The organism is Methylobacterium sp. 10, assembly GCF_000519085.1.
Lineage (GTDB): Bacteria > Pseudomonadota > Alphaproteobacteria > Rhizobiales > Beijerinckiaceae > Methylobacterium.
On the sequence record NZ_KI912577.1, the window covers coordinates 2,143,116 to 2,169,695 of the forward strand.

Consider the following 26,580-nt stretch of genomic DNA (forward strand, 5'->3'; position numbering starts at 1 on the left):
TTCGCCTCGGCACCGCCGGCAGGATTTCCGGGCACGTATCCGTGTACCGTTGCCAGTGGGGTTCGCAGAGGTTCCCGGTCTCGACCGGACCGACCGGCTGCGAAAACGCGTCGTACCGCAGATATGCCGGCACGCCCCGTCTCGTCCGGCCCGTCAAGGAAACCGGATATCCCGTAAGCGGCGGAGCAAGACGCTTCGTCTTCGTGGCTGTCAAGGGTTGCGCTGCACGCGAGACTTTCGCGGCGGCAGAAACGGACTGCGAGGTCAGCCGCGCCGAACCTCCGGCAAGGATTGATTCACCGCGAATTCCAAAACCTCTAACTGGACACCCGGCGGGAAACCCGATCTGCGCACCCCCAACGGCATGGTGGCCACCCGAGCGGCGCGAGCCGCGAGAAGAGCCGCCGGTTTCAGGGTTTCATGCAGCGCATCGCCGTCCAGGTCGAGACGAAGGAATTGCCGTCCAGGCGAGCCAGCAACCCGCTGATGCGGTTTGCCGTGCTCTGTCTCGCGGTCCTAATCTGCTTTGTCGTCGCCGGACGATTCTCCGAAGGTGAGCCGACATCCCGGGATCCGAAGCCGGGGACGGCCGGAGTGGTGGACGGGACCCCTCCGGCGTATGGTCCGTCCGCCGCTTCGAACGTTCGCCCGGCCCTTCCCATCGCCGCAGCAACGCCGCGATATCGACTCGACGACCCCGACGCCCTCGATCAGGCCAAGATCGAGCCCGCGCGCATCAACCCGGTGACGGGGCAGCGAGAGGACAGCCTCGTGCAAGGCCGCTTCGACGCCGGCGAGGCCCCCTACCTGAGACTGACCATCGGCGAGGGCCCGAATCCTCCGGCCAGCCTCTTCGTAACTATCGCCCGGCGCGCCGCCGAAGGGCAGGGACTCGGGGTGGTGCGAACCGGCGAGCGGGGCCTCATCGTGACCAAGTTTGGTCCGTTCGAGACCCTGGAAGCCACGTTGAGCGGTCCGGTGACGCGGGTCTGCACCGGTTTCTCCAATGCGGGCCAGAACGGGCTTGCACCCCTGACTCCACGCATCGACGGCTGGCTCTGCGCCCCCTTGAGCCAGCCTCCGGAGCCGCGCGCCATCGTTTGCGCCCTGGACAAGCTCGTCCTGAATGGCCAAGCTTCCTCTGGCCTCGAAGCGGCGTATCGCGTGTTCGGGGGCAGGCGGTTGGAAGGCTGTGCCTCGGCCGTCGCCGATGCACCCAAGCGTGAGCCGGCCGCCGAGACCGGTTCGATCGTGAAACGCCCGCTCCGACATAATCAGGCGAAAGTGCGGCAGAACACCCAAGCGACGCCTTAGGCGTGGAACAAGCCCGCCGCTAGCACGTCTTCCCACCATGAATGGCCCAGTTTCTTAAGGAAACCAGGCCCACCCTTACATAGGTTCAACGAAGGTCCGTCATGCGCACTGCCACGATTGCCCTGATGGGCGCGCTCACCCTCACCGCCGTCGCCGCCAGCACCGCCGTTGAGGCACAGGGTCGTTACGCCCCCGGTATCCGCGTCAGCCAGCCGCTGCCGATCCGCATCCGTCCGCGCAGCTGGCTCGATGCCGGCAACGTCGTCGAGGCGAATAACGGCTCGATCAGCAACCCGGCTACGAACCCGCACTTCATCACTGCGAGTTATCTGAACTCGCCGCCTTACGGCCGCAACGACCGCTTCGGCGGCGCGATCCTGCCCGATCCGATCACCAACGGCCCGTTCGTCGGCGCCCGGTCGAGCGCGATCCACAACATCGACTTCTCAGGTGTCGATGCGATCGATCCGACATCTTACGTGTCTCGTAACGGCAACCCCTACTAAGCAACACCGCCGAACGAGGAGAAAACAAAGGCGCCGACCCGTCTGGGTCGGCGCCTTTTCTCTGTCCGGACATGGGTAGCTAAGCGGAGGTGCCTACCGCACTCGCGACCTGAGAGCCGCCACCACGGCCTCGCCCATTCCCGCCGTACCGAGCGGCGTGACGCCCTCTCCGGCGATGTCCTTGGTACGGGCACCCGCCGCAAGGGCATCGGTGATGGCGCCGTCGAGAAGGTCTGCCGCCTCGCCGAGGCCGAACGAGTAGCGAAGCGCCATCGCCAGCGAACCAATCATGGCCAGCGGGTTGGCCAGATCCTGGCCGGCGATATCGGGGGCAGAGCCGTGGACGGGCTCGTAGAGCGCCTTGCGGCTACCCTTATCATCCACCGCGCCGAGAGAAGCCGAGGGTAGCATGCCGAGAGAGCCCGTAAGCATCGCTGCCACGTCCGAGAGCACGTCGCCGAACAGGTTGTCGGTGACAAGGACGTCGAACTGCTTGGGGCGGCGCACCAGCTGCATTGCGCAATTGTCGGCTAGGACGTGCTCCAGTTCGACATCGCTGTAGTGCTCGGAATGGACCTTGGTGACGACCTCCTTCCACAGGACGCCGGACTTCATCACGTTGTGCTTCTCGGCCGAGGCGACGCGGCCCGACCGCTTGCGCGCCAGATCGAAGGCCACATGGGCGATCCGCTCGATCTCGCCCGTCGTGTAGACCTGGGTGTCGACGGCGCGCTTGGTGCCGTCGGGGAGGGTGGTGATCTCCTTCGGCTCGCCGAAATAGACGCCGCCGGTGAGCTCGCGCACGATCATGATGTCGAGGCCCTCTACCAACTCGCGCTTGAGGGCGGAGGCATCGGCGAGGGCGGGGTAGCAGATCGCCGGGCGCAGATTCGCGAATAGGCCGAGATCCTTGCGGAGCCGCAGGAGCCCCGCTTCGGGGCGGATGTCGTAGGCAACGCCGGACCATTTCGGGCCGCCCACCGCCCCGAGTAGGATCGCATCGGCCGCGTCCGCCCGCGCCAGGGCCGCATCGGTGAGCGGGACGCCGTGTGCGTCGATGGACGACCCGCCGACGAGGTCGGTCTCGGTCTCGAACGTGGCGAGGCCGGTCTCGGCCAACGCGCCGATCACGGTCGTCACCTGGGCCATCACCTCCGGACCGATGCCGTCGCCGGGGAGAAGGAGGAGCTTGTAGGCGGTCATGGGAGCACTCGCGGCCAGGGGTGATGCGTTGGGCGGCTGTAACGAGGGGCTCGGGCGCTTGGCAAGCATTCCCGCGCGGCGCCGGCCATCCCGTTGGTCAGTGACTCGACCCGCCGAGCACCGCGCCGGGCTTCTGGTGCGTACCGACTTGGTCCACGAGGGTCGCGGTCGCTTCATTCATTCCGGAGATTTCCACCGGAATGCCGTGGTGCCGGAACTTCAGCACCACCCTGTCCAACGCGTTGATGCTGGTGATGTCCCAGAAATGCGAAGCGGCGAGATCGATGACTACGCCGTCGAGGTCGTCCTCGCGGAAATCGAAGGCGGCGTGGAAGGCTTCGGCCGTGGCGAAGAAGATCTGCCCGCTCACCCGGTAGGTCCGCATCCGGCTCCCCTCGTCCCGCAGCGAGGACATGCGGAAGAACCGTGTCACCTTGTGGGCGAAGAACAGGCCCGAGAGGATCACGCCGAACAGGACGCCCTTGGCGAGATCGTGGGTGCTGACGACGACGGCCACCGTGCCCAGCATCACCGCGCTGGAACTCTTCGGATGGGTCAGCAGCGTGTGGACGGAGTTCCACTGGAAGGTGTTGATCGAGACCATGATCATCACTGCGACCAGGGCCGCCATGGGGATCCGGGCCACGTAGGGGCCGAGGACGACGATGAGGAACAGCAGGAACGCGCCGGCCCAGAGGGTCGAGAGGCGGCCGCGTCCGCCGGACGAGACGTTGATGACCGACTGACCGATCATGGCGCAGCCCGCCATCCCGCCGAACAGGCCGGAGGTGACGTTGGCGAGGCCCTGACCGGCGCATTCGCGGTTCTTGTCCGAAGTTGTATCGGTCATCTCGTCGAGGATGGCCGCCGTCATCATGCTCTCGAGTAGGCCGACCAGCGCCAGGGTGAGGGCGTAGGGCAGGATGATCCGCAGGGTCTCCAGGGTGAACGGAACCTGAGGCAGGGCGAAGACGGGCAATTCGCTCGGCAGGGCGCCCATATCGCCAACGGTCCGGATGTCGAACCCGAACCACACGGCGATCCCGGTGAGGACGAGGATGGTGACGAGGGGAGAGGGGACGGCCTTCGTCAGGTACGGCAGGCCATAGATCATCGCGAGGCCGATGGCGGTCATCGCGTAGACGACCGGCCCTCGCCCGATGAGCTCCGGCATCTGTGCGAGGAAGATCAGGATCGCGAGGGCGTTGACGAAGCCCGTGACCACCGAGCGCGAGACGAAGCGCATCAAATTGCCGAGGCGCATCAGGCTCGCTGCGATCTGCAGGAGGCCGGTGAGGATGGTCGCGGCGAACAGGTAGCCGAGCCCGTGCTCCTTCACGAGGGTCACCATCACGAGGGACATGGCGCCGGTGGCTGCCGAGATCATGGCCGGGCGTCCGCCGGCGAAAGCGGAGATCACCGCGATGCAGAACGAAGCGTAGAGACCGACCTTGGGGTCCACGCCCGCGATGATCGAGAAGGCAATGGCCTCGGGGATCAGCGCGAGAGCGACCACCGTTCCGGCCAGAAGTTCACGCGTGACGTCGGGAGCCCACTCGCTCCGGAGGTGCTGACGGTTCATGGATGAGGCTTTCGAGGATCCCCGCGCGCGAAGCGTCGGCAGGGACAGGCATCTGGCGGCCCGGGCGCTTCAGCGCTCGCCGGGCACGGACGGAACACGATCTGGTAAGCCTCCGCCTACGGCGGCGTCAGGCCGAGAAAATCGATGAACCGCTTGAGATGCATGGACGCCTGATAGCATGGACCCGCCGCGATGCAACATCGCGGCGGAGGGCAGCACTTTCATCTCGCATTGCCAGCGCATGACCTGCGGGAACGCTCACGCCGGGTTCCTCACATCCGTACCGTCTTTTCGTGAGGTCGAAGGCGAGACCGGATCCGGAGGGCCGCGCCAAAGGCGTGGAACCCAGAACCATCGCAATCGCTACGTTGAGCTCGTTTGACTAATCTGAATCCGGGGCTCCGCTATGCAGACCCGGAATGACGGCGTGCCCAACTGATGTCATGCGGAGTCGCATTGACCTCAACTTGAAGCCCCAAAGGCAAAACTAGACCTTGCGCGCCACCGTGAACCGCGCCGCTTCCCGCAGCGTCTGGGCCTTGTCGCCCCACGCGGAGACAGCCTCCTCGCAGATGCCCACCAGGCGGTCGCATTCGGCGCGGGCTCCGTCGATGCCGAGACGGTCGACGAGGGTCGCCTTGCCTGCATCCTTGTCCTTGCCGGTGGCCTTGCCCATGGCTTCCGGTGATGCCTCGCGGTCGAGGATGTCGTCGGCGATCTGGAAGGCCTGGCCGAGGGCGAGCCCGTAGCGCCACAGGGCGGCGCGCTGGTCGGGCGTCGCTCCGCCGACGAGGGCACCCGCATCCACCGAGAAGGCAAGGATGGCGCCGGTCTTCATCGCCTGGAGTTGGAGCGTATCCTCGACGTCCAAGGAGACGGTGCCGAAGCGTCCCTCCGCACCGAGATCGAGGATCTGTCCGCCGACCATGCCGCCGAGGCCCGAGGCCTTGGCGAGGCCCAGCACGAGGTCGGCGCGGATCGACGGGTCCGGCTGCCATGCGGAATCGGCCAGGATTTCGAACGCGAGGGTCTGCAGGGCATCGCCGACGAGAATGGCGGTCGCCTCGTCATAGGCCTTATGGACGGTGGGCTTGCCGCGCCGCATGTCGTCGTCGTCCATGGCCGGCATGTCGTCGTGGACGAGGGAGTAGCAATGGACGAGCTCGATGGCGGAACCGGCGGCCAGCGCCCCGGCCTCGGAGCCGCCCAGCATCCGGGCGGTCTCCACCGCCAGGAACGGGCGCAGACGTTTGCCGCCGCCGAGAACGGCGTGGCGCATGGCCTCCATCAGCCGAACGGGCCGCGTAATCTCGCCCGCCTGCGTCTCGGGACCGAGACGTTCGGCCAGAAACGCCTCGACGGCGTCGGCCACGCTCGAAAGCTTGTGGGAAAACGCCTGTGATGCGTGCGCTTTGACCGAAGCGTGGGATGCTTGTGGTGAGGTCATCGTAAGAAGGGCCTTGGTCAAGAATGGGCGCGTCGTTGTGCGGGAGGTACGAATTCAGGAACGGCGCGACGGTTCGGCGGAAGACGGAGATTCGAGATCACGCCATGCGCGCGATCTCGATTCCATCCGCCAAGGACGAAGGAAGCATTGGGTGAGGCGGCTCGTCGGCCTCGTCATGCTGCTCCCCGTCATGTTGCTGGCCCTGATTCTTCTTCTGGGGCTCGTCTATAGTGCGCTGACGCCGCCCTCAACCCTGATGCTGGCGCGATGGGTGAGCGGTAAACCCGTCAACCGCGAGGCCGTCACCCTCGATGCGATCTCGCCGCTTCTGGTCCAGGCCGTCATTGCCTCCGAGGACCAGCGCTTCTGCCTGCACAACGGCGTCGATTGGGGCGCCCTGCGCGACGTGGTGGACGATGACGAGGGGCCGAGCCGCGGGGCTTCGACCATCTCCATGCAGGCCGTGAAGAACGTATTTCTCTGGCCCGGCCGTTCCTTCATCCGGAAAGGTCTCGAAATTCCCCTCGCCGTCGTCGCCGACGCCCTATGGGGCAAGCGGCGGATGATGGAGGTTTATCTCAACATCGCCGAATGGGGGGAGGGCGTCTACGGCGCCGAAGCGGCCTCGCAGCGCTGGTTCGGTAAGAGCGCGCGGAACCTCTCCCGCAGCGAGGCAAGCTTGCTCGCTGCCGTCCTGCCGAATCCGATCATGCGCAACCCGGCCCTGCCGTCGCGGGGCGTGCGCGCGGTCGCCGCCCGCATCCAGGCTCGGATGAACGGCGTCGGCGGATTGATGGGCTGCCTTCGCTGAATCCGAACACGTGGAGGCTCGCCGCGACTCGTGCCATAGAGCCCTCCATTGCCCGGCAGGCGGTCGGGGCCGGCCCGTGATGGGGCGGATACGAGGCAAGACGAACACCACATCGGTAGCGGACGCGACATGGCCGACAACACAACCTTCGACCTCACCCTGGAGCGGATCGCCCTGATCCGGCGGATGGTGGTGGCCTGGAATCCGGCCGGGCAGGGGGCGCCCATCGTGCATCCCGACGCACCCTATGGCAGCACCGACCGCGATGGCGACATCTTCAACGTTACCGGGGACGATGACGGGGCGGACGAGGAGCACCGGGCGCTTGGCGACGCGCTCGCGGTCTTCCTTCACAACGCCGTTCTGAAGCCGGGCCGCTACGCCTATCACAACACCCTGGCCAAGCTGTCCTCGGAGGATGTCGGCGACGTGTTCCGCGATGAGGCGACCGGTGAGACGCCTGAGCACGTCACCTTCGACGTCACTGCCCAGCATCTTGCGCTAGTGCCGAAACTCAACATCGTCTGGGACGAGGGCCGCGACGTGCCGGCCTTCGACACGGCCGAGCCCTATGGAACGGGGACCGAAATACCGGCGGTACATCACGAGATGCAGCCGGCCCTGCAGATCTTCCTGCGCTACGGCGATCTCGGCCCCGGGCTCTTCGGCAAGGCGGGCGACCGCTGGGCCGCCGTCTGAGCGTGGCGCAAATCCCTCCCCGCGACTGGGGGAGGGACGGTTTTCAGAGGCCTATGCTCCGAGTTTCTTCTTGCGCTGCGCCAGGGTGCGCAGGCGCAGGGCGTTGAGCTTGATGAAGCCCGCCGCGTCGCGGTGGTCGTAGGCCACCGCGCCCTCCTCGAAGGTGACGAGGTCCTGGTCATAGAGGGAGTTCGGGCTGGTACGGCCGATGACGTGGATGCCGCCCTTGTAGAGCTTCAGCCGGACCTCGCCGGTGACCATCTCCTGGCTCTTGTCGATGAGGGCCTGCAGCATCTCACGCTCGGGCGAGAACCAGAAGCCATTATAGATCAGCTCCGCATATTGCGGCATGATCTGATCCTTCAGATGGGCCGCACCGCGGTCCAGCGTAATCGACTCGATGGCGCGGTGGGCCGGCAGTAGGATCGTGCCGCCCGGCGTCTCGTACATGCCCCGGCTCTTCATGCCGACGAAGCGGTTCTCCACGAGATCGAGACGGCCGATGCCGTTGTCGTGGCCGAGCTGGTTGAGCTTGGCGAGCAAGGTGGCCGGCGACAGTGCCTCGCCGTCGATGGAGACCGCATCACCCTTCTCGAAGCCGATCGTGACGATGGTGGGCGTGTCTGGCGCCTCCTCCGGCGACAGCGTGCGTGAGTAGACGTAATCCGGCACCTCGTCGGCCGGATCTTCGAGAACCTTGCCCTCGGAGGAAGCGTGCAGGAGGTTGGCGTCCACGGAGAACGGGCTTTCGCCGCGCTTGTCCTTTGAGATCGGGATCTGGTGCTGCTCGGCGAAGGCGATGAGCTGTTCGCGGCTCTTGAGATCCCATTCGCGCCAGGGGGCGATGACGGTGACGTCGGGCTTCAGTGCATAATAGCCGAGCTCGAACCGGACCTGATCGTTGCCCTTGCCGGTGGCGCCGTGACAGACCGCATCGGCGCCGAGGCGCTCGGCGATCTCAATCTGCTTCTTGGCGATGAGCGGGCGGGCGATGGAGGTGCCGAGCAGATACACGCCTTCGTAGACCGCGTTGGCGCGGAACATCGGGAAGACGTAGTCGCGCACGAACTCCTCGCGCAGGTCTTCGATGAAGATGTTCTCCGGCTTAATTCCGAGCAACTCGGCCTTCTTGCGCGCCGGCTCGAGTTCTTCACCCTGCCCGAGATCGGCGGTGAAGGTGATGACCTCGCAGCCATAGGTGGTCTGCAGCCACTTCAGGATGATCGAGGTGTCGAGGCCACCGGAATAGGCGAGCACGACCTTGTTGACGGGCTTCGGATTCGCGTCTGACATCGGGCTCGCTTCGGTTCTCGTGGAGTGGGGGCGACTTATCAGCCGAGAGCCGCGTCGTGCAACCGGCATGCCGCAGGAGACGTTGCAGAGGTGTCGGTCACGCTTTCCACGATCGCGTCGGCACAGCCTGTTGCCGCTCTGGTCGTGCCGGCCAAAACTGCGTAATCCAACCCCGCTCATGACCCCACGCCGGAGATTCGACGAATGCCGAGACGGCCGACCCTCGAATTCTGGTACGAGTTCTCCTCCACCTATTCGTACCTGGCGGCCATGCGGATCGGTGCGATGGCGGACGCCGCTGGCGTCGATCTGCGATGGCGGCCGTTTCTCCTCGGACCGATCTTCGCCAGCCAGGGCTGGAATTCCTCGCCGTTCAACCTCTTCCCAGCCAAGGGACGGCACATGTGGCGAGACGTGGAACGTGAGGCAGCGCGTCAGGGGCTGCCGCCACTCAAACGGCCAGACACGTTCCCGCAGAACAGTCTGAGCGCTACGCGCGCGGCCACCTATGGAATGGATTTCGATTGGCTCATTCCGTTTTCCAAAGCCGTCTACGAGACCCAGTTCGCCCTCGGGCACTCCATTGCCGAACCGCAGGCCGTGGCCGGAATCCTCAACCGGCTCGGTCTCGACGGCACCGTGATCCTCAAGGCGGCGGCATTGGAGGGCAACAAGGGCCGTCTCCGCGTGAACGGCGAGGAGGCACGCTCGCGCGGCATCTTCGGCGCCCCGACGTTTCTGACCGGCGACGGTGAATTGTTCTGGGGCAACGATCGGCTGGAGCAGGCTCTCGCCTGGGCGACCGGGGACCGCCCGGGGGCGATGCGATAGGCACCATTGGTCACCTCGGCGGGATGATTACGGTGTATCGAGGCGACGGCAAGAAATAGGAGCGGTCGTGTGCCGTGTCGGGCGGCGACCGCTCTATCAGCTCCGCGGAGCGAGGAACGGTGACGCTTCAGGCCGCGGCCCGGGAGGCGGTCCTGACCTTCTGAGTGGCGGTGTCGACCTCTTCGGTGGAGCGGGCGATTTCGCTGAGGCTGCCGGTAATAAGGCTGACGCCGTTGGAGGCGGTCTGCATGCTGGCCGACATCTCGCGAGTGACGGCGCTCTGCTCCTCCACAGCCGCGGAGATCGCGCTCGCCACCTCGTTCAGGGTCATGATCGTGTTTTGGATCGAAGAGATCGCCCCCACCGCGTCGCTGGTAGCCTGCTGGGTCGACGCGATCTGAGCGCTGATCTGTTCGGTGGCCTTCGAGGTCTGGGCGGCCAGCGCCTTCACCTCGGTGGCGACCACGGCGAAGCCCCGCCCCGCCTCACCGGCCCGTGCGGCCTCGATCGTGGCGTTGAGGGCGAGGAGGTTGGTCTGGGCGGCGATGCCCTGGATCAAGGCGACAACCTCGCCGATCCGGGTTGCCGCGCCGGAGAGACCGGCGATGATGGTGCTGGTTTCCTGAGCCTGCCTGACCGCCTGACCGGAGATCTCGGACGCGTGAGAAACCTGCATGCTGATCTCGGACACCGATGCAGCCAGTTCCTCGGCGCCGGACGCCACCGTCTGGATGTCGGACGAGACCTGGGTCGAGGCCTGGGCGGCCTCTCCGGCCTGCTGCGACGCCCCTGAGGCGGCTCCGGCGATGGCGTTGAGGTCGGTCGCGATGGAGATCTGGAGGGCGGCGCGTCTCTGGCGCTCGAGCACCTGGCGGGTGACGTCGATGGCGAATTTGACCACCTTAAGCGGGCGTCCGTCCCGGTCGAGAATTGGGTTGTAGGTACCCTGGATGAAAACTTCGCGGCCGCCCTTCGCGATGCGGCGGTACTCGTCGGCCTGATATGTGCCACGGCCGAGTTCGTCCCAGAAGCGCTTGTACTCGGCGCTGGCGCGCAGAGCGGGATCGACGAACAGGCTGTGGTGTTTGCCCTGAATCTCGGAGAGATCGTAGCCCATCACGTCGAGGAAGTTCCGATTGGCGGCGAGGATGGTGCCGTCGAGGGTGAACTCGATCACCGCCTGCGAGCGGTTGAGGGCACTGATCTGGCCCTCATTGTTGATCGATTGCATCACCCGCTCGGTAATGTCGGCGGAGAACTTGACGATCTTCTTGATCTTGCCGTCGCGGCCGAGGATAGGATTGTAGGTGGCCTGCAGCCAGATCTCGCGCCCGCCCTTGCCGAGTCGCTTGAACTCGCCGGATTGGAAGGTGCCGGCGGTCAGCGCGCTCCAGAAGGCGCGGTAATCCTCGCTTTCCGTGAATGCCGGATCGACGAACATGCTGTGGTGCTTGCCCTGGATCTCCGACAATTCGTAGCCGAGCGCGGCGAGAAAATTCCCGTTGGCAGTCAATACTTTGCCGTCGGCATCGAATTCGATGACCGCTTGCGAGCGATCCAATGCTTCGATCTTGGAACGAAGATCGCTGTTCGTGAAGAAGTTCATCACCCTATCGGACGCGTAAGGGTTTAGGTGGATCGCCGCGCTCGACCCTGCAATCTTGTTTACGCTTGCGTTTCTATCCGCCAAGTTAACGAGATCCTCAATGGATCGCGAAAATCAGAAATCACCCATCACGATAACGTCATAAAGGTGAGCGAGATGTATTTGTATTTTATGACAAGCGATTGCATTCGTTGTATAATTTATGATTTATCAAATCGAATTATATATTTCTCTATATATAGCCATGTCAGTTCTGCCTCTAAAAATGAGTAATGTCGATTATTTCTCTGATTGTTTTGATGCTTGATAAGACGAAGCGAAGGCAATTTCAGGTGCTGTGTTCCGGGACATGGAACGATATCTCATTGACGGGCTGACTGGTTCTGCCGGAACGATCGCCGTTGCGGGCTCCGGCGGACTGGATACGGTCACGAACCGGGATTAAGAGGCGCGACCTGCGGTGCCGAATGATTGGAGACCGCGCACATTCGAGGCTTGGTTCCCATGACCATCGACCGTCGAAATTTCCTGACCGGGTCAGTGAGCCTGGCCACTCTCGTCGCATCCTCTGGCACGAGTGTGGCCCAGGGATACGGCCAGACCTTCAAGGTCGATAACGACGACGGCCGGCCGATCGCGAACACGCGGCTGCCGGGCGAGATCGTGGGTGAGATCCCCGCGCTGAAGGGTGTCACATACGTGGGCGCCCACGAGGCAGAAATTACGCTCTACGAATTCTTCGACTACAATTGCCCGTATTGCCGGAAGGCGGCGGTCGACATGGTGTCGCTTGCCGCAAGCGACACGGCCTTGAGAATCGGGCTCGTCAACAATCCAATTCTCTCGCCACAATCGGCTCAAGCGGCGAAGGTCGCATTGGCGATCCAGCGCAAGCTGGGTTCGGCCGCAGCCTGGACACTCTACCAGAGGCTTCTCGCTAAGCCGGGCAAGGTCGACGGTACCGGCGCGCTGCAGGTTGCCGCCACCTTGGGCGTATCCGCCTCCGAGGTCGAGACGATCGCCGACAGCGACGAGGTGCGTCTGGCGCTGAAGGCACAGATGCGGATGGCTGCCGATCTCGGCCTCGTGGCGACGCCCTCCTACGTCCTCGGCAATACCGGCCTTCTCGGACATCCCGGAGCGAAGTCCCTCGCGCGGATGATCGGCGCCATGCGTCGCTGCGACCAGATCGCTTGCTGACGGCCGCTGTCGATAGTCCTGGCCAACGCCGTGCAGGCGGCGCCTCACCTTCGCCATCGTTCGCGCGGATTGGGGATGATCGCACGATCGCGCTCCGCGCAAGCTTATGCATTGCCGTCTTCGTCTTGCGCCTCCCCAACACGCATGCTAGGCCCTCGCCGCGCCGGGAGGACGGGTTTCAGACCTGTATTCCGAGGCGGTTCCCACTCCTGACGGTTTCAGAGCCGATGCCTTGATGGGCGTCACGGGCCGAGACCCCGGGCCGGATTAAAAAGAGAGAGTGGCGCGTGGCGCAGACCAGTTCCGAGGCGGGTTCCCCGGTTGCAGGCGTAGCAGGTCGCTATGCCTCCGCACTGTTCGAGCTGGCCCGCGACGAGCGCCAGATCGATGCGGTGGCGGCGAGCCTTCAGCAGTTCGACGGCCTCTTGAAGGAGAGTGCCGACCTGACGCGCCTCGTGCGCAGCCCGGTCTTCACCGGCGAGCAGCAGGAAGCCGCCATCGGCGCCATCCTCGACAAGGCCGGGATCACCGGCCTCGGCGCCAACTTCATCCGTCTTGCCGCTGCAAACCGGCGCCTGTTCGTGCTGCCGGACATGATCCGCTGCTTCAACCGGCTCGTGGCCGCTTCGAAGGGCATCGTGCGCGCCGAAGTCACGGTGGCCGAGCGCCCCTCCGAAGCCGTGCTCGAAGAGATCAAGGCCTCCCTGCGCGATGTCGCCCGGTCGGAGATCGATCTCGACCTGCGGGTGGATCCGGCCCTGATCGGCGGTCTCGTCGTCAAGATCGGCAGCAGGATGGTAGATGCGTCCCTGCGGACCAAGCTCAACGGTATTCGACTCGCGATGCGGGAAGCCTGAGGTCGGCGCCCCGGCGCACGACCGCTCCCGTTTTCTCCACAGCAACTTCGTTCCGAATTTAAAGAGGCCAGACGATGGACATCCGCGCTGCCGAGATCTCCGCGATCCTGAAAGAACAGATCAAGAATTTCGGCCAGGACGCCGAAGTCACCGAGGTAGGCCAGGTACTCTCCGTCGGTGACGGCATTGCTCGCGCCTACGGCCTCGACAGCGTCCAGGCCGGCGAGATGGTCGAGTTCGAGTCGGGCGTGCGCGGCATGGCCCTCAATCTTGAGCAGGACAACGTCGGCATCGTGATCTTCGGATCCGATCGCGACATCAAGGAAGGCCAGACCGTCAAGCGCACCGGCGCCATCGTGGACGTGCCGGTGGGCAAGGCGCTTCTCGGCCGCGTCGTCGACGCTCTGGGCAACCCCATCGACGGCAAGGGCCCCATCGCCACCACCGAGCGTCGTCGCGTCGACGTGAAGGCTCCCGGAATCATCCCGCGCAAGTCGGTGCATGAGCCGATGGCCACCGGCCTCAAGGCCATCGACGCCCTGATCCCCGTCGGCCGCGGTCAGCGCGAGCTCATCATCGGCGATCGTCAGACCGGCAAGACCGCCATCGCGCTCGATACCATCCTCAACCAGAAGCCGGCCCATGCGGGCACCGACGAGAACGCCAAGCTCTACTGCGTCTACGTCGCCATCGGCCAGAAGCGTTCCACCGTGGCGCAGTTCGTGAAGTCCCTCGAGGACAACGGCGCTCTGGAATACTCCATCGTCATTGCCGCTACCGCTTCCGACGCGGCGCCGATGCAGTTCATCGCCCCCTTCGCCGGCTGCGCCATGGGCGAGTATTTCCGCGACAACGGCATGCACGCCGTGATCGTGTACGACGATCTCTCCAAGCAGGCCGTGGCCTACCGCCAGATGTCGCTGTTGCTGCGCCGCCCGCCTGGCCGCGAGGCCTATCCTGGTGACGTGTTCTACCTTCACTCGCGCCTGCTTGAGCGCGCCGCCAAGATGGGTGACGCCGCCGGCAACGGCTCGCTGACCGCGCTTCCGGTCATCGAGACCCAGGCCAACGACGTCTCGGCCTACATCCCCACCAACGTGATCTCGATCACCGACGGTCAGATCTTCCTTGAGACCGACCTGTTCTACCAGGGTATCCGCCCGGCGGTGAACGTCGGCCTCTCGGTCTCCCGCGTGGGCTCCTCCGCCCAGACGAAGGCGATGAAGAAGGTCGCCGGTAAGATCAAGGGCGAGCTCGCCCAGTACCGCGAGATGGCTGCCTTCGCGCAGTTCGGCTCCGATCTCGATGCTTCGACCCAGAAGCTCCTGAACCGCGGCTCGCGCCTCACCGAGCTCCTGAAGCAGCCGCAATTCTCGCCGCTGAAGATGGAAGAGCAGGTCGCGGTGATTTATGCCGGCGTCAACGGCTACCTCGACAGCCTCCCGGTCTCGAAGGTCCGTCCGTTCGAGGACGCCCTGCTCTCGACCCTGCGCACCAAGCATGCCGACCTGCTCGGTAAGATCCGCGACTCGAAGGACCTGTCCGACGACAGCGCCAAGACACTGAAGGGCGTCGTCGAGAGCGTCGCCAAGTCGCTGGCGTAACCACCTCGAGGGCCGAACAAGGCTCCTTCCCTCTCCCACTTGGGGGAGGAGTAGGGGTGGGGGTGGCGCCGGACATGGCGCGACCTTTTCGGCACCACCCCCACCTCCGGCTTCTCCCCACAAGGGGGAGGAGAGGCGCCCACGTCGAACGGCACGGATCTGGAAGACACCCATGGCGAGTTTGAAGGATCTGCGTAACCGCATCGCTTCGGTGAAGGGCACGCAGAAAATCACCAAGGCGATGCAGATGGTCGCTGCGGCCAAGCTGCGGCGGGCCCAGAATGCGGCAGAGAACGCACGCCCCTATGCCGAGAAGATGTCCCAGGTGCTCGGCAACCTCGCCGCGAACCTCATCGGTGGCGTCCAGGGACCGAAACTTCTCTCCGGCACCGGCTCGGACAAGATTCACCTCCTCGTGGTCTGCACGGCCGATCGCGGCCTCTGCGGTGGTTTCAACTCGTCGATCGTCCGTCTGGCCCGCGAGCACATCCGTGGCCTCAAGGCCGAGGGCAAGACCGTCAAGATCATCACGGTCGGCAAGAAGGGCTACGACCTGATGCGTCGCCAGTTCCGCGACGAGATCATCGAGAATCGGGATCTGCGCGGCAACAAGCCGGTGGATTACGACTTCGCCGCCGAGATCGCCGCCAGCATCATCGCCCGCTTCGAAGCCGGCGAGTTCGACGTGGCGACGCTGTTCTACTCCCGCTTCCGCTCCGTCATCGCCCAGGTGCCGACCGCCCAGAAGCTCATTCCCGCTGAGCTCCCCGAGGCCGGCGACAGCGTTCCCGACGCCGCTCTAGAATTCGAGCCGAGCGAGGAGGCGATCCTCGACACGCTCCTGCCGCGCAACCTCACCGTCCAGGTGTTCCGCGCGCTTCTCGAGAACGCCGCCTCCGAACAGGGCGCACGCACAGGTGCCATGGATTCCGCTACGCGTAACGCCGGCGAGATGATCAAGAAGCAGACGCAGATCTACAACCGTACGCGTCAAGCCATGATCACCAAGGAACTTATCGAAATCATCTCGGGTGCCGAAGCGCTCTAAGCGCTCCCCGTCGCCCTGACCGTAACATTTTCGAAGGACCCGTAACATGGCGAACACCGCTCTCCCCGGCGCCGGCTCCAACAAGGTCGGCAAGATCACTCAGGTCATCGGCCCCGTGGTCGACGTTCACTTCGACGGCCACCTGCCCGAGATCCTGAACGCCCTCGAGACCAAGAACAATGGCAATCGCCTCGTCCTCGAAGTTGCCATGCAGCTTGGGGAGAGCACCGTACGCTGCGTCGCCATGGATACGTCGGAAGGCCTCGTGCGCGGCCAGGAAGTCACCGACACCGGCGAGGCCATCAAGGTGCCGGTCGGCTTCAACACCCTCGGCCGCATCATGAACGTCATCGGCGAGCCGATCGACGAGGCCGGCCCGATCGTCTCCGAGACCCTGCGCGCCATCCACCAGCCCGCACCATCCTACGCCGAGCAGTCCACCGAGTCGCAGATCCTCGTCACCGGCATCAAGGTGGTCGATCTCCTCGCCCCCTACGCCAAGGGCGGCAAGATCGGCCTGTTCGGCGGCGCCGGCGTCGGCAAGACCGTGCTGATCATGGAGCTCATCAACAACATCGCCAAGGTGCACTCGGGCTACTCCGTGTTCGCCGGCGTTGGTGAGCGCACCCGCGAGGGCAACGATCTCTATCACGAGATGATCGAGTCCAAGGTCAACATGGACCCCAAGGAGAACAACGGCTCGGCCGAAGGCTCCAAGTGCGCGCTGGTATACGGCCAGATGAACGAGTCCCCCGGGGCCCGCTCGCGCGTGGCGCTGACCGGCCTCACCATCGCGGAAGATTTCCGCGACCAGGGCCAGGACGTGCTGTTCTTCGTGGACAACATCTTCCGCTTCACCCAGGCCGGCTCGGAAGTGTCGGCGCTGCTCGGCCGCATCCCCTCGGCCGTGGGCTACCAGCCGACGCTGGCCACGGATATGGGCGCCCTGCAGGAGCGCATCACCACCACCACGAAGGGCTCGATCACCTCCGTGCAGGCCATCTACGTACCGGCCGACGATTTGACCGATCCGGCACCCGCCGCCTCGTTCGCCCACTTGGACGCCACCACGGTGCTCTCGCGCTCCATCGCTGAAAAGGGCATCTACCCGGCTGTGGATCCGCTGGACTCGACCTCGCGCATGCTCAATCCCGCCGTTCTCGGCGAGGAGCATTATGATGTCGCCCGCCGCGTCCAACAGACCTTGCAGCGCTACAAGGCCCTTCAGGACATCATCGCGATCTTGGGCATGGATGAGCTCTCGGAAGAGGACAAGCTGACTGTCGCCCGCGCCCGCAAGATCGAGCGCTTCTTCTCGCAGCCCTTCTCGGTGGCCGAGATCTTCACCGGCTCGCCTGGCATCCAGGTCCCGTTGGCCGACACGATCAAGGGCTTCAAGGGCCTCGTGAACGGCGATTATGACGACCTGCCGGAGGCGGCGTTCTACATGGTCGGCACGATCGAGGACGCCAAGGAGAAGGCGAAGAAGATCGCGGCCGCGGCCTGATCCATCGAAGGCAGGGCCGTTCGCCTATTCGGCGAACGGCTTGACCTGACAATCACGGCGCGGCCTTCTCGGGACCGCGCCGCTTTTCCACCACGACAACCCGAAGCGGGATTTCCCTCGCCATGGCCACTTTCCAGTTCGATTTCGTCGGCCCCGAGCGGACGGTCTATTCCGGTCAGATCGAGGCCGTGCAGCTCCCCGGCGTCGAGGGCGAGATGACCGTGCTGCCTGGTCATGCTCCGGTGCTCACCGCCCTCAAGGTCGGTGTCATCGTCATCAACGAGGCCGGCCATGCTGGCAAGCGCGTGCTGGTGCGCGGCGGTTTCGCCGATATCGGACCGACGATGGTTACGGTCATCGCCGAGCGTGCGAACCCGTTCGAGGAGATCACGCCCGATTCTCTCGACAAGGATATCGCCACCCTCGAACTGCAGCGCGACGCCACCGAGGATTTCGCCAAGAAGGACGAGATCACCGGTCAGATCGTTCAGCTTCAGGACGCTAAGGTCGCCCTCAACTTCTGACTTCCTCGCCGCGCTCAGGCTTTCGAGCGGGCGATGGTGACAGCGTGATTGAGGAGGAGGGCGCGCTCCTCCTCACCGGACGTGCATCCCCGTTCCAGCCAGAGGGCATGGCTCTCAGCCAGACCCTGACCGACCGAGCGGCCCGGCGGGATGCCTGCCGTGACGAGGTCGCTTCCGCTCAGAGGAAAGACGGGCACGGGTTGGGTGCCGTCGAGAAACTGCTGCAATACCGAGCGCGCCTCCGCGTCGATCTGATTTTTTTGGTGGTCGTCCATCACGGCGATGGCCAGCCTCAAACTCTCCAGATCCTGTGTCGCGACAAGTCGGAGCGTATCGGAGGCCGCAATGACGGGCAGACGTCCGATCGCCCGTCTTGCCGCCGCATAGGCCTGAAGACAGGCGTGCTCCTCGTTCGATAATCGTAGCGACGATCTCAGTCGCTCGGTATCGGCGTCGGAATCGACGGCCAGTGTGGCGAGCCTTGCGACAGGCTTCAGCGGTGAGGTGCGATTCGTGCCCGATACGGCTCGTTTCAGACGATCGAGATAACCTTTCCCTTGGATTATGCGCGACAGGAGGCCGGCCCTCCGCATCTCAATGACGGCTTCGATGACGCCGGGCGTGTCCAGGAGCTTCAGGAACTCCGAACGGACCCGTTCGCGCGACAGTCCGTCGAGGGCCTCCCCCGCATCGGTCGTTGCCCGCAAGCCGTCCTCATCAGGTGCTCCGATGCCATAGCGGGCATGGAAGCGGAAGAAGCGCAGGATGCGCAAGGCATCCTCGCGGACGCGTGTCGCCGCATCGCCGATGAAGCGCACGCGGCCCCCGCGAAGATCCGCTTCACCTCCCGTCGTGTCGTGGAATGCGCCGTCCGCGCTCAGAGACAGGGCGTTGATGGTGAAGTCACGGCGCTCGGCATCGCGGGCGAAATCGCGTCCGAATTTCACCAGGGCGTGGCGCCCGTCGGTCTCGACGTCTTCCCGCAGGGTCGTCACCTCGAACGTCCGACCGTCGAACAGGATCGTCACCGTTCCATGCTCGATCCCAGTGGGGACCGCCCTCAAGGAGGCGGCCGTCGCCAGCCGCATCACATCCTCGGGCAGCAGAGTGGTGGCGAGATCGATGTCGGACCCGACCCGTCCAAGCAGGGCATCGCGAACGGAGCCTCCGACGATCCGGGTTTCCTCCCCGTCCGCTTTCAGCACGACAAGCACGTGTGAGACGGCCGGATCTGCGAGAAGGGCTTCGAGCCCGTCCCGATGAAGATCGCGGCTCGTCACTGGAAATGGCCCGGAACGACTTGGCCGTTCTCGATCCTCGGCGGAACGTAGCCGCCGCGATGCTTGTCGCTGGTCAACCCGACGATGACGAGGGACAAAATCACCAGAACGAGCCCGCCCATGGTCAGGCGGAACACCGATCCTTCCCAATGGGCGCCGCGGCGCGGGTTGCGGCCCCTGATTGCGAGATAGAGGCTGAACAGCACGAAGGGCAGCAGGAAGATAAGGGCTTCTTCGAAGAGGCGACGGATCATGTGGCTTTCGCGGCGTGTTGGAAGGCCGTCATGTCACGGAAACAGGCGTTCGTGGAGATTGTTCACGATCCCTGCCGTCACACCCCAGATCATGCGGTCCCCGAAAGGGATCGCGTAGTAGCGACGCGGGCGATCCTGCCAGACTCCGACGCCGAGGCGGCGGCGAACTGGGTCCATCAGGCGAGCGAGCGGGACTTCGAATACGTCCGCCACCTCGGCCGGATCGAGATCGAGCTGTGCCTGTCCCGCACAGAGCCCCACCACCGGCACCACGAGGAAGCCCGTGGCCGATAGATAGGGGTCGAGATAGCCGAGTATACGGATATCGTCTCGGTGAAGCCCGATCTCTTCCCGGGCCTCGCGAAGGGCAGCATCGGCCGGGCTCCTGTCGGAAGGTTCGATCTTGCCGCCGGGAAAGGCGATCTGGCCGGAATGGTCGCGCAGGTGGGAGGCCCTGACGGTGAAAAGCACGGAGAGTTCCGTGTCCCTGACGATCACGGGGACTAGCACCGCCGCTGGCCGATATGGCCTTCCCGGACGCATCGCAATGCCGATCGGATCGAGGTCGTGGTCGCCGTGCGGGTTGGAGATCGGGTCGTCGGCTTTGGGTGGAGTCGGGGAGAGGCCCCGTTCGGCTCTCACGAGCAGTTCGGACAGCGCGTCGAAACTCATGCGCCTTCGCTGCGGGCGACGGTGTGAAAGCTGCCGCCGCCAGCAATGCCGAACCAAGAGACGCCGTCGACCAAGCGTTCCTCTCCCAGCGCCAGAAGGTCGTAGGTCGTGGCGCGGGTGAGGAGCGCCCAGAGGCCGCGGCGCACATGAACATAGGGACGCAAGCCTTCGTCGTCGCCTTCCTCGAAGCGAAGTGCATGGTCGGCATCGACGGTAACGAGATCGTCGACATTGGTTCGGAACGCGATGCGGCGGTCTTCGCCCTCTCCCTCTGCTGCCATTTCCACCGCAATGAAAGGCGCATCGTCTACGACGATGCCCACGCTCTCCACCGGCGTGACTAGGACGATACGGCCATCGGGCTCCCGCCGGAGGATGGATGAGAACAGCTTCACCAGGGCCGGTCGGCGGATCGGCGAGCCGTTGTGGAACCAGGTTCCGTCCGCAGCGATCCGCATGTCGATTTCCCCGCAATAGGGCGGGTTCCAACGTTCCACCGGCGGCAACCCGCGTTGGGGTATCCCGTCGAGCGCCAAGCTCAACCGGGCGAGAGCCGGGTCCGGTTTCTGCTGTTCCGACTGAGTCATGGTGTCAGGAAATAGCGCGTTTCGATAATTTTGAAACTGCCCCCTGTTTGGGAATCCATGCCGAAGCGTATGTCGACGCATGAAGTTTCGTTGCGCTGCATCCTGCTTCGGCATGTATGCGAACACATGCGAATACGAACGATTTCAATCAAACGCTTAGCGATTTTTGCAATGCAAAAATATTCATTGGAAAAATAGCTCGGCAGGATTTGCTCTTGCCTCGGAAGTTTGGCACTCAGAGCAGGCATCCCAGGGAGGGAATGCCTAAAACGCATCAAGCGCCTCGTCCCACGGCCAGCCAGCCGAGCTTCGTCATCACGATAACAACGCAAGGACGGTAGAATGACCGCATTGTTGCTTATCATCCTGGGGGGGCTGTGTGCCGTCGCCTACGGGATCATTACGATCAACGACGTGATGAAACGCGACGCCGGCACCCAGCGGATGCAGGAGATCGCCGGAGCGATCGCGGAAGGGGCGCAGGCTTATCTGCGCCGGCAATACGCCACCATTGGCATCGTCGGCGTGGTCCTGTTCGTGGCGCTCGCCTATTTCCTCGGGTTCAAGGTCGCCATCGGCTTCCTCATCGGCGCAGTGCTTTCGGGAGCGGCCGGCTTCATCGGCATGAACGTGTCGGTTCGCGCCAACGTCCGCACGGCACAGGCGGCCTCGACTTCCCTCGGCGCGGGGCTCGACGTCGCGTTCAAATCCGGCGCCGTCACTGGCATGTTCGTGGCCGGTCTCGCCCTCCTCGGGGTCGCGCTCTACTACACGTTCCTCACACGCGTATCGGGCCTTGCGCCCGCCAGCCGCGAGGTCATCGATTCCCTGGTGGCGCTCGGCTTCGGCGCTTCACTGATCTCGATCTTCGCCCGTCTCGGCGGCGGCATCTTCACGAAGGGTGCCGATGTGGGCGGCGATCTCGTCGGCAAGGTCGAGGCCGGGATTCCGGAGGACGATCCGCGAAACCCCGCCACCATCGCCGACAATGTGGGCGACAATGTCGGTGACTGCGCCGGGATGGCCGCCGATCTGTTCGAGACCTACGCGGTGACGGTCGTCGCCACCATGGTGCTCGCGGCGATTTTCTTCGCCGGCCAGACCGATGTCGGCGGCCGCAACGTGTTGGAGGCGATGCTGCTTTATCCGCTCGCCATCGGCTCGGCCTGTATCCTCACCTCCATCGCTGGCACCTATGCCGTGCGCCTTGGGTCCAACCAGTCGATCATGGGGGCGCTCTACAAGGGCCTCATCACCGCCGGCGCGCTCTCCATTGTCGCCATAGCGCTGGTCAATTTTGCGCTGTTCGGCGGGTTCGCCACCGAGTTCAAGACCAATGCCGGAGTCACCTTCACCTCCGGCGGCCTGTTCGGCTGCGCCGTGATCGGCCTCGTCATCACCGCGCTTATTGTGGTGATCACCGAATACTATACAGGCACCAATTTCCGCCCTGTGAAGTCGATCGCCGACGCCTCCGTCACCGGCCACGGCACCAACGTGATCCAGGGGCTGGCGATCTCGCTCGAATCGACGGCCCTGCCGGCATTGGTCATCGTGGCGGGCATCATCTCCACTTACTCCCTGGCGGGCCTCTTCGGCATCGCCATCGCCGTTTCCGCCATGCTGGCGCTCGCCGGCTTCATCGTCGCCCTCGACGCGTTCGGCCCCGTCACCGACAATGCCGGCGGTATCGCGGAGATGGCCGGGCTGCCGCCGGAGGTCCGTAAGTCCACCGACGCGCTCGATGCCGTCGGCAACACCACGAAGGCTGTCACCAAGGGTTACGCGATTGGTTCGGCGGGCCTCGGTGCCCTAGTGCTGTTTGCCGCCTATACCAGCGATCTGGACTACTTCATCGCCAATGCGAGCCCGACGCAGTACCGCTTTTTCCAGGGCGTCACCGTCGATTTCTCTCTGTCGAACCCCTACGTCGTCGTCGGCCTGCTTCTCGGCGGCCTGATCCCGTTCCTGTTCGGCGGCATGGCGATGACGGCGGTGGGCCGCGCTGCCGGTGCCGTGGTCGAGGAGGTGCGGCGGCAGTTTCGTGAGAAGCCCGGCATCATGGCGGGCACGGACCGTCCGGATTATGGGCGGGCCGTCGATATGCTCACCCGCGCAGCGATCAAGGAAATGATCCTCCCCTCGCTTCTGCCGGTTCTGTCGCCCATCGTGCTGTTCTTCGCGATCCAGGCGATCGCCGGTAAGAACCAGGCCTTCGCCACCGTGGGCGCGTCGCTGCTCGGTGTGATCCTCACCGGCCTCTACGTAGCGATCTCGATGACGTCCGGCGGCGGCGCCTGGGACAACGCCAAGAAATACATCGAGGACGGTCACCACGGCGGTAAGGGTTCCGATGCGCACAAGGCGGCGGTGACCGGCGATACCGTCGGCGACCCCTACAAGGACACGGCGGGTCCCGCCGTGAATCCCGCGATCAAGATTACGAACATCATCGCCCTGCTGCTGCTCGCGGTGCTCGCTCACCTCTGAAGATCGTATTCTCGCCGTCGCCTGAGGCATCATTCCGATCTCCCGCACCGAACCGATGCTCCAGGCCGTCGCGTGCGGCGCCGCACAATTGGCGCCGCACCGCACTCTCGTTCCCCCTGACCGTCTCTCGTATGCGCCATAACTACGGACATCGAAGGTATGCCCGAAATGGTCGTGCCTCCATTGTCGTAGTCTGACGAGAGATCTTCATGCCCTCACTGAACGATCCGATCCGCATCGGCGCGATCGACGCCAAGAACCGCATCTTCATGGCGCCTCTCACCCGTGGCCGCGCCACCAGGGAGCATGTCCCAACCCCGATCATGATCGAGTATTATACCCAGCGCGCCGGCGCGGGCGTGATCCTCACGGAGGCGACGGGCATCAGCCAGGAAGGCCTGGGCTGGCCCTTCGCGCCTGGAATCTGGTCCGATGAGCAGGTCGAAGAGTGGAAGCCCGTGGTGAAGGCGGTCCATGACGCCGGTGGCAGGATCGTCTGCCAGCTCTGGCATATGGGACGCGTGGTGCATCCGAGCTTCAACGGCGGCAAGGCCCCGATCTCGTCCTCCGCCACTACCGCGCCCGATGAGGCCCATACCTACGAGGGCAAGCAGCCCTATGCCGAAGCCCGCGCTCTGCCGATCGACGAGATCCCGCGCCTCCTGGCGGATTATGAGCGTGCCGCATGCAATGCGATCGCCGCCGGTTTCGATGGCGTGCAGATCCATGCGGCGAATGGCTACCTCATCGACCAGTTCCTCCGCGACAACACCAATCACCGCGACGACCGCTACGGCGGCTGCATCGAGAACCGTATCCGCCTGCTGACGGAGGTGACGCAGACCGTGGCCGGCGCCATCGGGAAGGACCGCACCGGCGTGCGCCTGTCGCCGAACGGCCAGATCCAGGGCGTGGACGATTCGAACCCGGACGCCCTGTTCGGTGCCGCCGCCGCCGCTCTCTCCAAGATCGGTATCGCCTTCCTCGAACTGCGCGAGCCCGGCCCCGCCGGCACTTTCGGCAAGCCGAACCACCCGCCGGTGGCGCCCGTGATCAGACAGGCTTTCGACGGGCCGCTGATCCTCAATTCGGATTACGATCCCGCCGCCGCCGAGGCCACCCTCGCCGAGGACAAGGCCGACGCAATCGCCTTCGGCCGGCCCTTCATCGCCAATCCCGATCTCGTCGAGCGGGTCGCGACGCATGCTCCTCTGCAGAAGGACGTGCAGGCGACGTGGTACAGCCAGGGGCCGGAGGGCTATATCGACTACCCGACGCTCACCGAGTCGCACGCGGCCTGATTTCCCAAAACCGCTCGACTTGTGAAACAATCGGCTCGAAGGAGATAATCGATCCTTCGGCCGATACCTCTCGTCGGTCCTTCCCCGAAGGAGTGGAACGACCGCATGGATCATGCGGACCCATCGACGGTTCGGGTGTCAAAGTCGTCGTGTGGGCGCATCGGCGGTCTCGATGCCGACGCGGTGACCCGGAGCGGGCATCGTGATGGCGAATTTCGTCTTCGGGCGCGGGCCGGGCGACGACTCTTCTTGTATGAGTTGCTTGTGTAATGCGGAGATCTTTCGGGCTTGTCGTCTTTGATTTCGACGGAACGCTCGCCGATACCTTCCCTTGGTTCTGCAGCGTCATCAACGGAGTTGCCCGTCGCTACTGCTTCCGACAGATCGATCCCGCCGAGACCGAGGCGCTTCGCGGTCTTTCCGCCCGCGCCCTCATTCGCGAACTCGGCGTGCCTGCATGGAAGCTGCCTTTCATCACCCGGCACATGCACAGCCTTGCGGCTCGCGATATCGATGCGATCACGCTGTTTCCAGGCATCCGCGACATGCTTCGCAGTCTCGATGAGGCCGGGATCACCCTCGCCATTGTCAGCTCGAACAGCGAGGCCAATATCCGCTGCGTCCTGGGGCCCTGTGCCGCTCGCTTCCGTCACTATGCCTGCGGCGCATCGATGTTCGGGAAGGCTAGGCGACTGACGGCGGTCATGCGAAAGGCCGGCGCGCGCGGAAGCGTCATCTATATCGGCGATGAACTGCGCGATCACGATGCAGCCAGGGTGGCCGGTTGCGATTTCGGAGCCGTATCATGGGGATACACGCGACACGATGCATTGGTCGCCGGGCGACCGGACGCTGTTTTCGAGCATCCTGGCCATATCTCTGAGGTGGTCTGCTCGACGGAATTCCGGGGATCGGCCTCGGCGGCATCGAACTTGTATGAAGGTCCATCATGAACAGGGAGGTCGGGCTCGATGCAGTGCCCAAGGCCGGCGCGACGCGCAAACCTGCGATACCGTCTGCGACAACGGGTATACGCGATGCCAGTTCAGTGTTCTTCCAGCGCCGAGGATGTAGGCGTTCGCAGTGCGGACAACCACATCGCGGCGAAGCGTCGTTCGCCTGGGAGACGGACGGTGGAGAGCCTGATCGGTGGATTGCGAGCAGCCTATCGACTCGACGATCAAGCCGAGACGTCGGAGGTTTTCGCCGACTTCATCGGTCGCCTTCACCAGCATGATGACAAGGCGAGTTAACTGAACCGGCACCATCCGGACCATATGTCCGCGATCCCGAGTTCCGGCATCGGTCTTCGAACAGCTTCTACGCCCCGGCCAACGCGTCATCTATCGCGCCGGCAGCAAGCCCTTCGAGCGTACGAAATCGATATCGAGGATGCTTGTGCCGCGAGGTTGCCCCTCAATCTTCCATCATACGAATAATCCGCTCGCCGAAGAGGCGGGTCATGCATAGGACGAGCACCGGAACCAGTGCGATGGCTCCGATATTGGGGCCGAGAAGAAACGAAAGGCCGACTCCGAGGCCGGCTGTGAAAGCGGCGGGCACCATGGCGAACTCACATATTGCTGTCGTTGGCTGGCGAAACACCGCGACGATATCCGCTTTAAAATGCCAAACAAGCAAAAAAATTCCGTTTTTAATATGGATCAATGAATTCACTCGTCCCGTCTCGGGCTTATTCTGCCACACAAGCGGTAGGGATCGTTGTCTGTATCTTAAAGCATACAGGAAACTTTTCTGAGGGCCGGACCCATCATCGTTGCTCGTCAACGAAATTTTACTTGTACGAGATAAGCTGCGATGTTTCTGGAATCTGTTTAATTTCATCTATACGATCAAAATCGAATAATTAATTATTTTGATTGGAATAAGTGGAATTGTAATTATTATGTAAGTGATAATATCACTACAAAATAATTATATATATAGTTAATATAAATATCGAA

At 64.0% G+C, this 26,580-nt stretch carries 24 protein-coding genes; 14 read left to right on the forward strand and 10 right to left on the reverse strand.

The genetic code is table 11. The annotated features are described in order from the left end of the window. The first annotated feature begins 420 nt into the window (after positions 1-420). Positions 421-1,314, forward strand: coding sequence for a hypothetical protein (locus tag K368_RS0109845; protein ID WP_027172255.1), 894 nt, complete (start codon positions 421-423; stop codon positions 1,312-1,314). 101 nt (positions 1,315-1,415) lie between these two features. Further along, positions 1,416-1,820: a hypothetical protein gene (locus K368_RS0109850; RefSeq protein ID WP_027172256.1), complete on the forward strand. Its 405-nt coding sequence runs from the start codon at positions 1,416-1,418 to the stop codon at positions 1,818-1,820. A gap of 93 nt (positions 1,821-1,913) precedes the next feature. Here the strand turns inward: K368_RS0109850 and leuB are convergent, their stop codons facing one another. From leuB to K368_RS0109865, 3 genes are all read right to left on the reverse strand, one after another. Further along, positions 1,914-3,023, reverse strand: a complete 1,110-nt coding sequence (leuB, locus tag K368_RS0109855) for a 3-isopropylmalate dehydrogenase (protein ID WP_027172257.1) — start codon at positions 3,021-3,023, stop codon at positions 1,914-1,916. Positions 3,024-3,120: 97 nt separating this feature from the next. Then, positions 3,121-4,605, reverse strand: a complete 1,485-nt coding sequence (locus K368_RS0109860) for a SulP family inorganic anion transporter (RefSeq protein WP_027172258.1) — start codon at positions 4,603-4,605, stop codon at positions 3,121-3,123. Positions 4,606-5,092: 487 nt separating this feature from the next. After that, positions 5,093-6,052 (reverse strand): polyprenyl synthetase family protein, encoded by a 960-nt coding sequence (locus K368_RS0109865; RefSeq protein ID WP_027172259.1) that lies wholly within the window; start codon positions 6,050-6,052, stop codon positions 5,093-5,095. A gap of 124 nt (positions 6,053-6,176) precedes the next feature. Here K368_RS0109865 and mtgA point away from each other — a divergent pair, with 124 nt between their 5' ends. Together mtgA and K368_RS0109875 are read left to right on the forward strand one after the other, a co-directional pair. Beyond that, positions 6,177-6,863, forward strand: coding sequence for a monofunctional biosynthetic peptidoglycan transglycosylase (mtgA, locus tag K368_RS0109870; protein WP_348625546.1), 687 nt, complete (start codon positions 6,177-6,179; stop codon positions 6,861-6,863). Between the two features lie 129 nt (positions 6,864-6,992). After that, positions 6,993-7,562 carry a hypothetical protein gene (locus tag K368_RS0109875; protein WP_027172261.1) on the forward strand — a complete coding sequence of 190 codons (570 nt, stop codon included), beginning with the start codon at positions 6,993-6,995 and terminating at the stop codon, positions 7,560-7,562. Positions 7,563-7,613: 51 nt separating this feature from the next. On the opposite strand, the gene K368_RS0109880 is transcribed toward K368_RS0109875, so the two are convergent. Continuing rightward, on the reverse strand, positions 7,614-8,855 hold the full coding sequence (locus K368_RS0109880; protein WP_027172262.1) for an argininosuccinate synthase: 1,242 nt from the start codon (positions 8,853-8,855) through the stop codon (positions 7,614-7,616). Between the two features lie 204 nt (positions 8,856-9,059). On the opposite strand from K368_RS0109880, the gene K368_RS0109885 reads away from it, so the two are divergent. Continuing rightward, positions 9,060-9,686, forward strand: a complete 627-nt coding sequence (locus K368_RS0109885) for a 2-hydroxychromene-2-carboxylate isomerase (RefSeq protein WP_027172263.1) — start codon at positions 9,060-9,062, stop codon at positions 9,684-9,686. Between the two features lie 127 nt (positions 9,687-9,813). On the opposite strand, the gene K368_RS0109890 is transcribed toward K368_RS0109885, so the two are convergent. Then, on the reverse strand, positions 9,814-11,292 hold the full coding sequence (locus tag K368_RS0109890) for a PAS domain-containing methyl-accepting chemotaxis protein (protein WP_027172264.1): 1,479 nt from the start codon (positions 11,290-11,292) through the stop codon (positions 9,814-9,816). 504 nt (positions 11,293-11,796) lie between these two features. Between K368_RS0109890 and K368_RS0109895 the strand changes: the two genes are divergently transcribed. The 6 genes from K368_RS0109895 to atpC all read left to right on the forward strand — a co-directional run bounded on the left by K368_RS0109895 (position 11,797) and on the right by atpC (position 18,032). Then, entirely contained in the window at positions 11,797-12,492 is a 696-nt protein-coding gene (locus tag K368_RS0109895) for a DsbA family protein (RefSeq protein WP_027172265.1), read from the forward strand. A gap of 287 nt (positions 12,493-12,779) precedes the next feature. Further along, on the forward strand, positions 12,780-13,349 hold the full coding sequence (locus tag K368_RS0109900) for a F0F1 ATP synthase subunit delta (protein WP_027172266.1): 570 nt from the start codon (positions 12,780-12,782) through the stop codon (positions 13,347-13,349). Positions 13,350-13,423: 74 nt separating this feature from the next. Next, a complete protein-coding gene (gene atpA, locus K368_RS0109905) occupies positions 13,424-14,953 on the forward strand; it encodes a F0F1 ATP synthase subunit alpha (protein WP_027172267.1) in 1,530 nt (509 codons plus the stop codon). A 172-nt stretch (positions 14,954-15,125) separates the two neighbouring features. Beyond that, positions 15,126-16,001: a F0F1 ATP synthase subunit gamma gene (locus K368_RS0109910; protein ID WP_027172268.1), complete on the forward strand. Its 876-nt coding sequence runs from the start codon at positions 15,126-15,128 to the stop codon at positions 15,999-16,001. A gap of 46 nt (positions 16,002-16,047) precedes the next feature. Next, positions 16,048-17,508 carry a F0F1 ATP synthase subunit beta gene (gene atpD, locus K368_RS0109915; RefSeq protein ID WP_027172269.1) on the forward strand — a complete coding sequence of 487 codons (1,461 nt, stop codon included), beginning with the start codon at positions 16,048-16,050 and terminating at the stop codon, positions 17,506-17,508. A 122-nt stretch (positions 17,509-17,630) separates the two neighbouring features. Continuing rightward, positions 17,631-18,032: an ATP synthase F1 subunit epsilon gene (gene atpC / locus K368_RS0109920; protein ID WP_027172270.1), complete on the forward strand. Its 402-nt coding sequence runs from the start codon at positions 17,631-17,633 to the stop codon at positions 18,030-18,032. 14 nt (positions 18,033-18,046) lie between these two features. Here atpC and K368_RS0109925 read toward each other — a convergent pair whose 3' ends face one another. From K368_RS0109925 to K368_RS0109940, 4 genes are all read right to left on the reverse strand, one after another. Continuing rightward, positions 18,047-19,237, reverse strand: coding sequence for a CCA tRNA nucleotidyltransferase (locus K368_RS0109925; RefSeq protein ID WP_245259550.1), 1,191 nt, complete (start codon positions 19,235-19,237; stop codon positions 18,047-18,049). A 71-nt stretch (positions 19,238-19,308) separates the two neighbouring features. After that, entirely contained in the window at positions 19,309-19,566 is a 258-nt protein-coding gene (locus K368_RS0109930) for a DUF6111 family protein (RefSeq protein WP_027172272.1), read from the reverse strand. A gap of 33 nt (positions 19,567-19,599) precedes the next feature. Continuing rightward, positions 19,600-20,238 carry a CoA pyrophosphatase gene (locus K368_RS0109935; RefSeq protein WP_027172273.1) on the reverse strand — a complete coding sequence of 213 codons (639 nt, stop codon included), beginning with the start codon at positions 20,236-20,238 and terminating at the stop codon, positions 19,600-19,602. Further along, positions 20,235-20,825 carry a DUF1285 domain-containing protein gene (locus tag K368_RS0109940; RefSeq protein ID WP_027172274.1) on the reverse strand — a complete coding sequence of 197 codons (591 nt, stop codon included), beginning with the start codon at positions 20,823-20,825 and terminating at the stop codon, positions 20,235-20,237. The genes K368_RS0109935 and K368_RS0109940 overlap by 4 nt, the downstream gene beginning before the upstream one ends. Positions 20,826-21,167: 342 nt before the next feature. Between K368_RS0109940 and K368_RS0109945 the strand changes: the two genes are divergently transcribed. From K368_RS0109945 to K368_RS0109955, 3 genes are all read left to right on the forward strand, one after another. Then, complete coding sequence (locus tag K368_RS0109945; RefSeq protein WP_027172275.1) at positions 21,168-23,315, forward strand: sodium-translocating pyrophosphatase; 2,148 nt, start codon at positions 21,168-21,170, stop codon at positions 23,313-23,315. A 209-nt stretch (positions 23,316-23,524) separates the two neighbouring features. Next, a complete protein-coding gene (locus tag K368_RS0109950) occupies positions 23,525-24,616 on the forward strand; it encodes an alkene reductase (RefSeq protein ID WP_027172276.1) in 1,092 nt (363 codons plus the stop codon). A gap of 269 nt (positions 24,617-24,885) precedes the next feature. Continuing rightward, positions 24,886-25,569 carry an HAD hydrolase-like protein gene (locus K368_RS0109955; protein WP_027172277.1) on the forward strand — a complete coding sequence of 228 codons (684 nt, stop codon included), beginning with the start codon at positions 24,886-24,888 and terminating at the stop codon, positions 25,567-25,569. A gap of 463 nt (positions 25,570-26,032) precedes the next feature. Here K368_RS0109955 and K368_RS26565 read toward each other — a convergent pair whose 3' ends face one another. Further along, the gene (locus tag K368_RS26565; protein WP_155935077.1) at positions 26,033-26,293 is read right to left on the reverse strand and encodes a hypothetical protein; all 261 of its coding nucleotides are present in this window, start codon (positions 26,291-26,293) and stop codon (positions 26,033-26,035) included. Positions 26,294-26,580 lie beyond the last annotated feature (287 nt).

Coding starts and splice junctions, on each gene's coding strand:
- atpC (WP_027172270.1), top strand. CDS start 17,631: ATGGCCACTTTCCAGTTCGATTTCGTCGGCCCCGAGCGGACGGTCTAT.
- K368_RS0109890 (WP_027172264.1), bottom strand. CDS start 11,292: ATGAACTTCTTCACGAACAGCGATCTTCGTTCCAAGATCGAAGCATTG.
- K368_RS0109950 (WP_027172276.1), top strand. CDS start 23,525: ATGCCCTCACTGAACGATCCGATCCGCATCGGCGCGATCGACGCCAAG.
- K368_RS0109865 (WP_027172259.1), bottom strand. CDS start 6,052: ATGACCTCACCACAAGCATCCCACGCTTCGGTCAAAGCGCACGCATCA.
- leuB (WP_027172257.1), bottom strand. CDS start 3,023: ATGACCGCCTACAAGCTCCTCCTTCTCCCCGGCGACGGCATCGGTCCG.
- atpD (WP_027172269.1), top strand. CDS start 16,048: ATGGCGAACACCGCTCTCCCCGGCGCCGGCTCCAACAAGGTCGGCAAG.
- K368_RS0109845 (WP_027172255.1), top strand. CDS start 421: ATGCAGCGCATCGCCGTCCAGGTCGAGACGAAGGAATTGCCGTCCAGG.
- atpA (WP_027172267.1), top strand. CDS start 13,424: ATGGACATCCGCGCTGCCGAGATCTCCGCGATCCTGAAAGAACAGATC.
- K368_RS0109935 (WP_027172273.1), bottom strand. CDS start 20,238: ATGAGTTTCGACGCGCTGTCCGAACTGCTCGTGAGAGCCGAACGGGGC.
- K368_RS0109930 (WP_027172272.1), bottom strand. CDS start 19,566: ATGATCCGTCGCCTCTTCGAAGAAGCCCTTATCTTCCTGCTGCCCTTC.
- K368_RS0109895 (WP_027172265.1), top strand. CDS start 11,797: ATGACCATCGACCGTCGAAATTTCCTGACCGGGTCAGTGAGCCTGGCC.
- K368_RS0109875 (WP_027172261.1), top strand. CDS start 6,993: ATGGCCGACAACACAACCTTCGACCTCACCCTGGAGCGGATCGCCCTG.
- K368_RS0109955 (WP_027172277.1), top strand. CDS start 24,886: ATGCGGAGATCTTTCGGGCTTGTCGTCTTTGATTTCGACGGAACGCTC.
- K368_RS0109910 (WP_027172268.1), top strand. CDS start 15,126: ATGGCGAGTTTGAAGGATCTGCGTAACCGCATCGCTTCGGTGAAGGGC.
- K368_RS0109885 (WP_027172263.1), top strand. CDS start 9,060: ATGCCGAGACGGCCGACCCTCGAATTCTGGTACGAGTTCTCCTCCACC.
- K368_RS0109945 (WP_027172275.1), top strand. CDS start 21,168: ATGACCGCATTGTTGCTTATCATCCTGGGGGGGCTGTGTGCCGTCGCC.
- K368_RS0109850 (WP_027172256.1), top strand. CDS start 1,416: ATGCGCACTGCCACGATTGCCCTGATGGGCGCGCTCACCCTCACCGCC.
- K368_RS0109860 (WP_027172258.1), bottom strand. CDS start 4,605: ATGAACCGTCAGCACCTCCGGAGCGAGTGGGCTCCCGACGTCACGCGT.
- K368_RS0109940 (WP_027172274.1), bottom strand. CDS start 20,825: ATGACTCAGTCGGAACAGCAGAAACCGGACCCGGCTCTCGCCCGGTTG.
- K368_RS0109880 (WP_027172262.1), bottom strand. CDS start 8,855: ATGTCAGACGCGAATCCGAAGCCCGTCAACAAGGTCGTGCTCGCCTAT.